Annotated in this window: 8 protein-coding genes; 6 read left to right on the top strand and 2 right to left on the bottom strand. The window is 66.3% G+C overall.

What is annotated here, in order from left to right; translation table 11 throughout:
- The first annotated feature begins 80 nt into the window (after positions 1–80).
- The 3 genes from prsT to O3300_RS02440 are packed head-to-tail and all read left to right on the top strand — an operon-like array spanning position 81 to position 6,109.
- On the top strand, positions 81–2,864 hold the full coding sequence (gene prsT / locus O3300_RS02450) for an XrtA/PEP-CTERM system TPR-repeat protein PrsT (RefSeq protein ID WP_305051896.1): 2,784 nt from the start codon (positions 81–83) through the stop codon (positions 2,862–2,864).
- A 3-nt stretch (positions 2,865–2,867) separates the two neighbouring features.
- On the top strand, positions 2,868–5,348 hold the full coding sequence (locus tag O3300_RS02445) for a hypothetical protein (protein WP_305051895.1): 2,481 nt from the start codon (positions 2,868–2,870) through the stop codon (positions 5,346–5,348).
- Complete coding sequence (locus tag O3300_RS02440; RefSeq protein WP_305051894.1) at positions 5,345–6,109, top strand: serine protease; 765 nt, start codon at positions 5,345–5,347, stop codon at positions 6,107–6,109. The genes O3300_RS02445 and O3300_RS02440 overlap by 4 nt, the downstream gene beginning before the upstream one ends.
- A 4-nt stretch (positions 6,110–6,113) precedes the next feature.
- On the opposite strand, the gene O3300_RS02435 is transcribed toward O3300_RS02440, so the two are convergent.
- Entirely contained in the window at positions 6,114–6,860 is a 747-nt protein-coding gene (locus O3300_RS02435; protein ID WP_099668059.1) for a long-chain N-acyl amino acid synthase, read from the bottom strand.
- A gap of 200 nt (positions 6,861–7,060) precedes the next feature.
- Positions 7,061–7,684, bottom strand: a complete 624-nt coding sequence (locus O3300_RS02430) for an XrtA/PEP-CTERM system exopolysaccharide export protein (RefSeq protein WP_289897990.1) — start codon at positions 7,682–7,684, stop codon at positions 7,061–7,063.
- Positions 7,685–7,927: 243 nt separating this feature from the next.
- On the opposite strand from O3300_RS02430, the gene O3300_RS02425 reads away from it, so the two are divergent.
- Genes O3300_RS02425 through O3300_RS02415 form a run of 3 tightly spaced genes read left to right on the top strand, consistent with a single transcriptional unit; the run spans position 7,928 to position 11,829 of the window.
- Positions 7,928–9,457, top strand: coding sequence for an XrtA system polysaccharide chain length determinant (locus O3300_RS02425; RefSeq protein WP_099668061.1), 1,530 nt, complete (start codon positions 7,928–7,930; stop codon positions 9,455–9,457).
- Between the two features lie 16 nt (positions 9,458–9,473).
- A complete protein-coding gene (locus O3300_RS02420; RefSeq protein ID WP_099668062.1) occupies positions 9,474–10,316 on the top strand; it encodes an XrtA-associated tyrosine autokinase in 843 nt (280 codons plus the stop codon).
- The gene (locus O3300_RS02415) at positions 10,300–11,829 is read left to right on the top strand and encodes a TIGR03016 family PEP-CTERM system-associated outer membrane protein (RefSeq protein WP_305051893.1); all 1,530 of its coding nucleotides are present in this window, start codon (positions 10,300–10,302) and stop codon (positions 11,827–11,829) included. Before O3300_RS02420 ends, O3300_RS02415 begins: the two co-directional genes overlap by 17 nt.
- Positions 11,830–11,837 lie beyond the last annotated feature (8 nt).

Genomic DNA, 11,837 nt, shown 5'->3' with positions numbered 1-11,837 from the left:
GCGCAATCAAGGAGAGCGGCGGCCATCTTTTTAAGCTAGGTCATGCCGATCCCTCATGCACGCCGCTACCGGAGACTTCCATGGCCCGTTCCCTGCCCCGCCCTTTCCCCGGCCTGCCGGCCGCCGCGCTGTGCTGCACCCTGCTGCTGCCCCTGCTGACGGCTTGCCACGGCACGCAGAGCAGCGAGACCCTGCTGGCCGACGCGCAGCAGTACCGCCAGAAAGGCGAAGCGCGCGCCGCCATCATCCAGTTGAAGAACTTGCTGCAAAAGGAGCCGGACAACAAGGCCGCGCGCTTGCTGCTGGGCAGCATCTACATCGACACGGGCGAAGCGCTGTCGGCCGAGAAAGAATTGCGCAAGGCAAAATCACTGGGCCTGGCATCGCAGCAAGTGATGCCATTGCTGGGCAAGGCCTGGCTGATGCTGGGCCAGTTCGACAAGGTGCTGGCCGAGATCCCCGACGATGCTGCGCAGCCCGCCAGCGTGCTGGCCCTGCGCGGCGACGCCTTGCTGGCCCTGGGCCGCCAGGACGAGGCGCGCGCCGTGTACGCGCGCCTGCTGGAAGCCCATCCGGACCAGCTCGAAGCCTTGCTGGGCCTGGCGCGCCTGGCCGCGCTGCAGCAGCAGGTGCCGGCGGCCGAGCTGCTGCTGGCGCAAGCGTTGAAAGGCGCGCCCGCCAACCTCGACGCCTTGCGCCTGCAGGGCGACCTGCTGCGCCTGCAAGGCAGGAATGGTGCGGCGCGGCTCGCCTACATGCAGATCCTCAAGATAAAACCGGATAATACCCAGGCGCACATCGACCTGGCCAACCTCGACATCCTGGAAAACCGCTACCTGGAAGCGGCGGCCCAGCTGGCCACGGCGCGCAAGACGGCGCCCAACAGCCTGGGCTTGCTGCAAACCCAGGCGCTGCTCGATTTCCGCGAAGGCAAGCACAAGGCGGCCTTGCAAGGCTTGCAACTGGTGCTCAAGGCGGCGCCCGACCACATGCCGTCCATCCTGCTGGCCGGCGCCGTGCAACTGGCGCTCGGCTCGCCGCCCCAGGCGGAAAGCTACCTGCGGCGCTTCCTGGCCGTGTATCCGCGGCACCTGTATGCCGTCAAGATGATGGCGTCGATCGAATTGATGCGCAACAAGACCGACGCGGCGATCGACTTGCTGCAGCCGATGCTGGCCGCCTTCCCCGAAGACGTGGAATTGCTGTCGCTGGCCGGCGAAGCCCACTTGCGCGCGCGCCAGTACGACAAGGCGACAGCGTATTTCGAACAGGCCAGCATCCTGGCGCCGGACACGGCCAGGCTGCACGCGGCGCTGGGCATCAGCCGCCTGGGCCAGGGCGAGAACGGCCGCGCCATCAGTGAACTGGAACGGGCCAGCATGCTCGACAAGAGCACGCCGCAGGCGGGCACCATGCTGGTGATGACCTTGCTGCGCAACAAGCAGAACGACAAGGCCCTGGCCAGCGTCAAGATGATGGAGCAACAACAGAAAGGCACGAATCCCTTGCTGCTGAACCTGAAAGGCGGCGTCTACCTGGCCTTGCACGACTTGCCGGCCGCGCGCGCCAGCTTCGAGCAAGCGCTGGGCATGGACCCGGTCTACCTGCCCGCGCTGAATAATCTGGCGCAGATCGACCTGGTCGAGAAAAAGCCGGAGCAAGCCAGGCAGCGCTTCGAGCGGGCGCTGGCGAAGGCGCCGAAAAATGCCGACCTGTGCGCGGCGCTGGCCAAGCTGGCCGCGTCGCAGGGCAAGACGGACGAGGCGCGGCGCTGGCTCGAGCGGGCCCACCGCGACAATCCCGACGCCGTCGCGCCGGCCCTGCTGCTAAGTAACTTTTACCTGAAGACGGGCGCGCCCGACAAGGCGCTGGAACTGGCGCGCACCCTGCAGACGGGCCATCCGGGCGACGCCGATGCGCTGGCCCTGCGCGCCCAGGTGGAATACAGCGCCGGCCTGGCGCCGGCCGCGCTCGACAGCTACATCAAGCTGGCCAGCATACAGAGCACGTCGGCGCCCTTGCAGATGCGCATCGCCAGCCTGCACATGGCGCTGGGCGACCATCACAATGCGCTGCAAGCCGTCAAGCGGGCGCAGGCGCTCGATCCGGCCCTGCTGGAAGCGCGCGTGGTGGAAGTGGCCATGCTGCTGACCCTGAACCGCCAGCGCGAGGCGCTGGCCGTGGCGCGCCAAGTGCAGGAACAGCAGCCGAAGCTGGCGGCCGGCTACAAGCTTGAAGGCGACGTGCTGATGGAACAAAAGCTGCCGCAGCAAGCCGTCAAGCTGTACCAGCACGCCTTCGGCATCAGTCCCATCGGCCCCTTGCAAGTGCAGCTGTACCGCGCCTTGCAGGCGTCAGGACAGGAGCGCGAAGCCGATGCGCGCATGGCCGCGTGGCTGAAAGAGCATCCGGAAGACTTGCCGACGCGCACCTACCTGGCAGGCACCCGGCTGGCAGCCAAGCAATACCGCGCCGCCATCGAACAGTTCCAGTATGTCGTCGCCAAGGATGCGGGCAACGTGGTGGCCTTGAACGACCTGGCCTGGGCGTATCAGCAGGAAAAGGATCCGCGCGCGCTGGCCACGGCCGAGCAGGCGCTGAAGCTGGCGCCCGAGAATGCCGCCGTGCTCGACACCCTGGGCTGGATCGCGCTGGAGCAAGGCGACGTCAAGCGCGCCACGACGCTGCTGCGCAAGGCGGCGGGCCTGGCGCCCGCATCGCCCGAAGTGCAGTACCACCTGGGCGCGGCCCTGGCGAAATCGGGCGACAAGGGCGGTGCGCGCAAGCAACTGGAACAACTGCTGGCCGCCAACAAGGACTTTCCGCAGCGGGCCGCGGCGCAGGCCTTGCTGACCCAGTTGTAGGCCATGGCTGTGCAAGCGGCCATGCCCGGCGTGGCGGCGCGGCCGCTGGCCCTGCTGGCGGGCGCGGCCTGCATGCTGGCCCTGCGCCATTATCCGCTGGGCCACGGCTGGCCCGGCCTGCTGTTTGCCATCCTGCTGCCCGCGTATTTCCTGCTGCTGTGCTGGCGTCCCGCCTGCTGGCTGTTCTGCGTGCCCGCCCTGCTGCCCGTGCTGGACCTGGCGCCGTGGACGGGCTGGTTCTTCCTCGAAGAAATCGACGTGCTGCTGTTGCTGACGGTGGCCTGCGGCTATTGGCGCCTGGGCGGACCCAGCCAGCCGGCAGCGGCGCGGCTGTCGCCCGCCGCCCGCCTATGTTTGCTGCTGTGCAGCCTGGCCTGGCTGGCGGCGCTGCTGCGCGGCGTCCTGCCGCTGGCGCCGCTCGACCTGAATGCCTGGGACAATTATCTGAGCCCCTACAACAGTTTGCGGCTGGGCAAGGCATGGGCCTGGAGCATGCTGCTGTTGCCGCTGCTGCTGCGCGACGCGCATCCGCTCGCCCTGCGCCGCTACGCGCTGCCGGGCATGCTGGCCGGGCTGGCCATGGTGTCCCTGTTCGCCCTGTGGGAACGGGCCGTGTTTCCCGGCCTGCTGAACCTGTCGAGCGACTACCGCATCACGGCGCCGTTTTCCGCCATGCACACGGGCGGCGCCGCGCTGGACGGCTACCTGGCCCTGGGCTTGCCCTTTGCTGGCCTGTGGCTGGCGCGCACGCGCAGCCGCTGGCAGGCGGCGCTGGCCTTGCTGCTGCTGGCCCTGGCCCTGCACGCGGCGTTCACCACCTTTTCACGGGGCTTGTACGCGGCCCTGGCGGCGGCCATGCTGCTGGCCTTGTGGCAAGCCCTGCGGACGGCGCCCGGCGCGGGGCGGCAAGCGCGCGGCCGCCCGCCCGTGCGGGGCATCTTGCTCAAGCTGCTGCTGGCCGGCCTGGGCACCGCCCTGCTGCTGTACATGTTCAGCCTGGCCGGCTACCGGGGCTTGCTGGCCGCCGCCGTCCTGCTCGCGGCCAGCTTCGTGCTGGCGGCGCGGCCCTTGCCGTGGCGCCTGGCGCCGGCCAGCCTGCTGTGCGCGCTGTGCCTGCAGGGTCTGCTGGCCGCCTGGTGGCCGGAGCCGGCCGGCCAGCCAACGGCCGGCTGGCTGAAAGGCCCGTATTTCCTGTTCCTGCTGGCCGCCATGCTGCTGACGGGCACCTTGTGGCCGGGCGGCGCCGGCGGCAAGGGGCCAGCCAGGCTGGGTCTGGCGATGATGGCGTGGACCATGCTGGCATGCAATCTCGCCTGGATAGGCTGGCACTGGGCCGGTCCGCCCGCCCTGCTGCCGGCCGGCCTGGTCGTGCTGCTGGCCATGCTAATGCTGTGCAACGGACGCTTGCACCCGCCGCTGTGGCGGCTGGATCGGGCCAGCCTGAGCATCGCGGGCGCGGCCGGCATCCTGCTGTTGCTGGCCATCCCCGTGTCGGCCAGCTATTACGCCACCGAACGCTTCGCCACCACGGCCTTCGACATGCAGGGCCGCTTGCGCCACTGGCGGCAAGTGCTGGCCATGCAGCCGCCCGACTGGGGCAACCGCCTGTTCGGCATGGGCAGCGGCAGCTTTCCCGCCACCTATTATTGGCACAATCCGGGGCGCGAGGTACCGGCCAGCATCGCGTATGCCGAGGACAGGGATGCGCCCGGCAATTATTATGTGCGCCTGGCCAGTCCCGGCTACAGCGCCGGCTATGGCGAACTGCTGCGGCTGCTGCAACGCCTGCGCGTGCAACCGGCCACGCGCTACACCCTGGCGCTCGATGTGCGCAGAAGCGGCCCCATGCCCGTGCTGCAGGTGCGGCTGTGCCAGCGGCAATTGTTGTATGCACAAAATTGCGTGGAAATCCCCCTGCGCCTGCGCCCGCCCCCGCCCGGCAATCCGCCGGCGGCCTGGCAACACTATGACGTGCCGTTCGACAGCGCCTGGCTGGGCACGGGCGCCTGGCTGCTGCGCCCGCCCGTGCAGCTGGAACTGGCGGTCAGCGGCACGGCCGCCTCGTCCGTGCTCGACGTCGACAACCTGAGCTTGCGCGCGCTAGGCGGCGAGGAACTGATCGCCAACGGCCGTTTTACGCAGGCCAACAATTACTGGTTTTTCAGCAGCGACCACCATCACTTGCCGTGGCATATCAAGAGCATGGCGCTGCATCTGCTGGTGGAAACGGGCTGGTGCGGCGCACTGACCATGCTGGCCCTGCTGGCCGTGGCCGGCCAGCGCCTGCTGCGCCGCGCCGCGCGGGGCGAGCCGGGCGCGCTGGCCTGCGCCGCCGCCCTGCTGGGTTTTCTCGTCGTCGGCCTGTTCGACAGCCTGCTCGACGTGCCGCGCCTCGCCCTGCTGTGCCATCTGATGCTGCTGTGCGCGCTGCTGCAGCCCGCGTCCTGCCCGCCACCTCCCCACCTAGAAAGCGCGCCGCCATGACAACCCTGTTTTCCGCCCTCCTATTCTGCCTGGCCCTGGCCAGCGCGCCGTGCCGCGCCGATGCGCCGCTGGCGCAAACCATCGCGCGCATCAAGCCGTCCATCGTCGGCGTGGGCAGCCTGCAAAAGACGCGCACGCCGCCGATGAATTTCATCGGCACGGGTTTCGTGACGGGCGACGGCTTGAGCGTGCTGACCTGCGCCCACGTGATCCAGAAATTGCTCGACGCCAATCCGAACGAAGTCATCGGCATCCTCACGGGCCAGGGCGAGGCGGCGCAATTTCGCCCCGCCAGGGTCCAGGCGCTCGATACGGAACACGACCTGGCCTTGCTGCGCCTGGCGGGCGCGCCCCTGCCCGCTCTGGTGCTGGGCGACGCGGCCACGGTGCGCGAAGGCCAGGCCATGGCGTTTACGGGCTTTCCGCTGGGCACCTTGCTCGGGCTGCACCACGTGACGCACCGCGCCACCGTGTCATCGCTGACGCCGGTGGTCATGCCCAGCGAAAACGCGCAGCGCCTCGACATCCGGCGCCTGGCGCAGCTGCAAAAGGCGCCGTACACCGTGTTCCAGCTGGACGCGACGGCGTATCCGGGCAGCAGCGGCAGCCCCCTGTTCGATCCCGAGACCGGTCTCGTCTACGGCATCGTCAACATGGTATACGTCAAGGGCCTCAAGGAAGCGGCCATCAGCGCCCCGAGCGGCATCACCTACGCGATTCCGGGCAGCTACATGCAGACGCTCTTGCTGAAAAACAAATGAGTGATCAGTTGCGCCCCTGCCTCAGCCGGTCCGTAATGCCAGGCTCATCCCATGTCGGAAAAAAAAAGGGGTAAAACGACCGTTCACCCCCATGCTGTTCCATCAGGCCACCGTATTTACGGATCTGGGCCCCCATGTAATCGAGGTCCAGCCGTAGCAGCACGGCCGGCGCCCCCACGCGCGTGCACTCGCGCTCGCCGCCAAAGTCCTGGAAACCCAGCATGCGCTTGTAAAACACCACGTGGCGCGGGTTGACTTCGATCACGTAATCCGTAAAGCCGTGAATATTGTGGGCATAGATATAAGAGATATGAATCAGCGCCGCGAACACGCGCTTGCTCACCCCCTTGTCGATGGCCAGGCGCGACGGTTCGCACAGGCGCCGGCCTTCCTCGCGCAGGATGTCGAGCTTGTCGCGGAAGTTTTCATCGGCCGGCAAGCCGGTCTCGTCATTGTCGAGGCACAGGGTCATGGTGCCGACCGTGGTGCCGGCCGTTTCCGCAAACAGCGTGATTTTATTCAGGGCATGCGCGATGCCGGGGTCGACGGCATAGCCGCGCCAGCCGTACATCTTGCGGATCAGCAAACTGGCCGCCTCGCGCCGGCCGCGCGAATTGGCCATGCGGATATGAAAGCGCTGCAGGTCGAGCTCATGCTCCATGGCAGGGTCGATCTGCCCCTCGCCCACCACCAGGTCATTGAAAGTACCGGGCGTGTCGAAGGAAATAATGGGTTCATCTTCAAAGCTCATCTTGTCCTCACGTTCATCGGCAGCCGTCGAGACGGACTGAAGCCAATGCCTTGTGACAAGAGAAAAACTGGAGAAGTTCCCGCGCCAGGCAAAAAAAACAGAAGAAATATGCTATTTAATAGCAAAATTGCATGCTGAAATTTGCCTGCAAGTACAAAATGACAAATATAAGTGCTGTTTTGATATTGCCGAGTCCGCTATTAAAAGAAGCTCTCCGGTATCAGCAGCACGTCGCCCGGGCGCATCATCACGTTGGCGGAAATATCGCCACGCTTCAGGAGGTCGTCGAGGCGCACGCCCAGCTGCTGCTGGTTGCCTTCGCGCATGCGGATGATGCTGGCCTTGTTGCCGGCCGCAAAATCGGTGATGCCGCCCACGGCGATGAGCACGTCCATCAGCGACATGCCCAGCCGGTACGGCAGCGCCTGCGGCTTGGCCGCCTCGCCGATGACGCGGATCTGCTCGCCATACGGGCCCGAGAAATTGGTGACGATGACCGTCACGACGGGCTGCTGGATGAACTTGCCCAACGCTTGCTCGATGTCGCGCGCCAGCTGGGTCGAGGTCTTGCCGCTGGCGGGCAAATCCTCGACCAGCGGCGTGGTGATCTTGCCGTCCGGCCGCACGGCCACCGTCAGCGACACTTCCGGATTGCGCCAGACGATGATGTTGACGGAGTCTCCCGGTCCGATCAGGTAGTCGTGCATGGGCGCGCTGTCGTCGGAGGGCGCCAGCGGATGGGACGTGCGGCAGGCGCCCAGCAAGCCGGCGGCCAAGGCCAGGCCCAGCGTGTTGCAGACAAATGCACGGCGAAACGGATTCATGCGGAGCCTCTTCGAGTCGATGGCGCGTCCATGGCCGGCCCCGCAGAACCAGCCTGGGCCGCGAACTTCCTATGATTATTAAAACCCGGCAAGTCAACCTTGAGGCGTATCAAGAAGCAATCATCTTGGGAAATTTTGCCTCCCAGCCGCCCTATACTTTGCTTACTCAACAGGCAAGCATTTCTTGCAGGACGCCGTCGCCAGCCCATCGACCGTGCAGCACCGTCACCTGAAGGAAGCGACATGGAAGAATTGATACAGCAATTGCTTTCCAGTCTGAAAGGCATCTGGAAGTACCGCTGGCATGCGGTGCTGGTGGCGTGGCTGGTGGCCGTCGTCGGCTTCATCAAGGTGATCACCCTGCCCGACGACTTCCAGACGTCGGCGCGCGTGTTTGTCGATACGCAAACCATCCTCAAGCCGCTGATGGCCGGCATGACCAGCGTGCCGAACACGGAACAGCAGGTGGCCATCATGAGCCGCACCCTGCTCAGCCGTCCGAACGTGGAGCGCGTCATGCGCATGGTCGACCTCGACCTCGATTCGAAGACCGTGCGCGAACACGAGGCCCAGCTCGACGACCTGATGAGCCGCATCAAGATCACGGGCACCAACGCGTATGACATCTACACGATCAGCTACAGCGGGCGCGACCCGAAGCTGGTGCGCGACGTGGTGCAAAGCCTGCTCACCATCTTTGTCGAAGGCAGTTTCCAGGGAAAAAAAGGCGATTCGCAAAAGGCGGTGCAATTCATCGACGAGCAGATCAAGAATTACGAGGACAAGCTGAGCGCGGCGGAAAACCTCGTGAAGGAATTCAAGATCCGCAACAACCTGCTGCTGCCGCGCCAGGGCATCGACTATGGCAGCCAGCTGCTGATGTCGTCCGATAGCCTGAACAATGCCAAGCTGGAACTGGTCGAGGCGGAACAGGCCCGCAAGGCCATCCAGAGCCAGATCGAGGGCGACGAGCCCGTGCTCGACCTGGAACCGAACGCTTCGGCCATCGCGAATCCCGAACTCGACGAGCGCATCGCCACGCTCAACAAGAACCTCGACAGCCTGCGCATGCAATTTACGGAACTGCACCCCGACATCATTTCCTCGAAGCGCCTCATTGCCCAGCTGGAAGAACGCAAGATCGAGGAAAGCAAGCTGAAGACGGCGGCCGGCGACCCCGGCAAGAACTACAGTCCCATGCTGCAGCAGCTGAAGGTGGCGCTGACGGATGCGGACGCCAAGGTGGCCGCCATCCGCGCCCGCGTGCAGGAATACAACGCGCGCAATGAACGCCTGCTGGCGCAGAGCAATGCCGTGCCCGAGGTGGAATCGCAGCTGGCGCAGCTGAACCGCGATTACATCATCAACAAGGAAAACTATGAAAAGCTGATCGGCCGGCGCGAAGCGGCCAAGCTGTCGGGCGAACTCAGCTCCACCACGGAAATGATGGCCTTCAAGATCATCGACCCGCCCACGGTGCAATATGCGCCCGTCGGCCCGAACCGCCCGCTGCTGTTCAGCGCGGCGCTGGGCGCGGCCCTGGTGGCCGGCGTCGCCACGGCCTTGCTCATCAGCCAGGTGCGTCCCACCTTCCTCAGCCCCGCCGAACTGCGCGACGCCACGGGCTTGAACGTGCTGGGCACGGTATCGATGAACTGGACGGCGCTGCAGCAAGTGCGCCGCCGCCGCGCACGCTACGGCTTTGGCGCCTGCCTGGGCAGCCTGTTCGTGCTGTACGGCGGGGTCATGACGGCCGCGCTGCTGAAATTCTAGATCCCGGGGAGCGACGATGAGCAGCAAGGACAGCGGCAAGCAGGAACCCACCATCCTGGGCGTGGCCGAGGCCGGCGTGCCGTATGGCGTGGAGGGCGCGGCGGGTGCGGATGGCGCGGACGCGGCCCGGTCGCCCCAGTACCGCCCCCTGAACCTGGCCCGGCTGGCGGAGCAAGGCATGCTCACGCAGGAAGGCGGACGCAGCTCGGTGGCCGAGGATTTCCGCATCATCAAGCGCCCGCTGCTGCGCCAGGCGCGCGCCAGCGGCGCCGAGGCCATCCGCCACGGCAACCTGATCGTCGTCACCAGCGCCATGCCCGGCGAAGGCAAGACCTACTGCGCCGTCAACCTGGCCATGAGCATCGCCATGGAAATGGATATCACGGTGCTGCTGGTCGATGCCGACGTGGCGCGCCCGTCCGTGCTGAAAGTGCTGGGCCTGCCGCCGGAGCCGGGCTTGATGGACGTGCTGCTCGACCCGCAACTGGCCATGGGCGACGTGATCCTGAAAACCAATGTGGCCAACCTGAGCATCCTGCCCGCCGGGCGCAGCAACAAGCATGCGACGGAATTGCTGGCCAGCCGGGCCATGAGCCGCCTGCTGGCGGAAATTGCCAGCCGCTACAGCGACCGCGTCGTCATCTTCGATTCGCCGCCCCTCTTGATCACCAGCGAGGCGCACGCGCTGGTCGGGCAGATGGGGCAAGTGGTGATGGTGGTCGAGGCGGAAACGACGACGCAGCACGCCGTCAAGGAAGCGCTGCGGCAGATCGAGTCGTGCGAACACATTCATTTGATCTACAACAAGACCAAATCGTTCCCCGGCAACGACTACTACGGCTATGGCTATTACGACTAGCGGCCGGGTTCCGCTGCCGCTGCTGCCGTTCCTGTCGCTGCTGCTGCCCCTGCCGGCCGGCGCCGTCGACTGGCTGGTGAAACCGTCGCTGCGCCTGCGCGAAAGCTATACGGACAATGCCTTGCGCGCGCCGTCCGGCCAGGCGCAATCGGACTTCATCACGGAAATCGCGCCCGCCATCGCCCTCATCGGGACGGGTCCCCGCCTGCGCGTGCACCTCGATTACAGCTGGCGCAAATACCTGTCGGGGCAGCGCGCCGATACGGATACCCACGAACTGCGCGCCTCGGCCGACGCCGAGCTGGTGCAGGACTGGTTCTTCGTCGATGCGGACGCCAGCGTGAGCCGGCGCAACATCTCGCCATTCGGCCCGCAACTGATCGACGGCCTGCCCGACACGGACAATGCCAGCACCGTGCGCACGACGGGCATCAGCCCCTACCTGCGCCACCGTTTCCGCGGCCTGGCCGCGGCCGAGCTGCGCTACACGCGCAACACGGTCGACAGCGGCGGCGACCTGCTCTCCGTGCACAGCGATGAGCTGGAATTGCTGCTCAATGGCGAGCCGCGCGGCAACGGCTGGACCTGGAACGCCAGCCACGACGTGCGCCGCACGCAGGACAGCAAGCTGGCGCCCGTGCGCATGCAGCGCAGCAGCGCGGGCTTGCGCTATCCCATCAACAGCAAGTGGGCGGCCACGGCCAGCGGCGGCATGGAAAAGGAAGGCTATCTGTCGACCAGCGGCAAGGCGCCGGCGGGCCGCTTCTGGTCGCTGGGCGGCGTGTGGACGCCGTCGCCGCGCACCAGCGTGGCCTTCAGCACGGGCAAGCGCTTCTTCGGCACCACCTACAGCCTGGACGCCACCTTCCTGCAGCGCCATACCAACTGGCAGCTGAGCTACGGCGAAAACATCACCACCATGCCGACGCAGTTTTCGCGCCTGGGCGACCGCGATGCGGGCCGGCTGCTCGATCAATTGTGGCGCGGCATCTTTCCCAATGCGCGCGACCGGCGCTTGCGCATCGACGCCTTCCTGCGCTACGCCAACAGCCTGGGCCCGGAACGGGGCGCCATCAATTACTTCAGCCACCGCTATTTCCTGCAAAAGCAGCTGAAGCTGATGATGGCGCGCGCCACGGCGAAAAGCACGATGATCGTCGGCGTCACGGCCGTCGACCGCACGGCGCAAACGGCCAGCGGCATCGACAGCGGCTTGCTGCCCGGCGTGGAGTTCGGCAGCGAAGACCGCACGCGCCAGATCGGCGGCAACCTGGGCTGGGGCTGGCAAGCCAATTCGCGCACCACCGTCAATGTCAATGCCGGCTACGCCGGCGTGCGTTCGCTGAGCGCGCCCCGGCGCGACAACAACATCACCTTGACGGCCGGCTACACGCGCATCCTGCAGCCGGACATGACGGCCAGCATCGACGTGCGGCACACGCGGCACGCCAGCAACCGCGGCGGAGACTACCGCGAAAACGGCGTCAGCGCCACGCTCACCATGCAATTCTAAGGAGCCCG

The organism is Janthinobacterium sp. SUN206 (assembly GCF_030587305.1).
Taxonomy (GTDB): domain Bacteria; phylum Pseudomonadota; class Gammaproteobacteria; order Burkholderiales; family Burkholderiaceae_D; genus Janthinobacterium; species Janthinobacterium kumbetense.
Note: the sequence above shows the minus strand (reverse complement) of the source record. Positions and strands in the feature narration are given on the sequence as shown.

What these genes read in the sequence shown, in the direction of transcription:
- prsT (WP_305051896.1), top strand. Translation starts at nt 81, where the DNA reads ATGGCCCGTTCCCTGCCCCGCCCTTTCCCCGGCCTGCCGGCCGCCGCG.
- O3300_RS02445 (WP_305051895.1), top strand. Translation starts at nt 2,868, where the DNA reads ATGGCTGTGCAAGCGGCCATGCCCGGCGTGGCGGCGCGGCCGCTGGCC.
- O3300_RS02440 (WP_305051894.1), top strand. Translation starts at nt 5,345, where the DNA reads ATGACAACCCTGTTTTCCGCCCTCCTATTCTGCCTGGCCCTGGCCAGC.
- O3300_RS02435 (WP_099668059.1), bottom strand. Translation starts at nt 6,860, where the DNA reads ATGAGCTTTGAAGATGAACCCATTATTTCCTTCGACACGCCCGGTACT.
- O3300_RS02430 (WP_289897990.1), bottom strand. Translation starts at nt 7,684, where the DNA reads ATGAATCCGTTTCGCCGTGCATTTGTCTGCAACACGCTGGGCCTGGCC.
- O3300_RS02425 (WP_099668061.1), top strand. Translation starts at nt 7,928, where the DNA reads ATGGAAGAATTGATACAGCAATTGCTTTCCAGTCTGAAAGGCATCTGG.
- O3300_RS02420 (WP_099668062.1), top strand. Translation starts at nt 9,474, where the DNA reads ATGAGCAGCAAGGACAGCGGCAAGCAGGAACCCACCATCCTGGGCGTG.
- O3300_RS02415 (WP_305051893.1), top strand. Translation starts at nt 10,300, where the DNA reads ATGGCTATTACGACTAGCGGCCGGGTTCCGCTGCCGCTGCTGCCGTTC.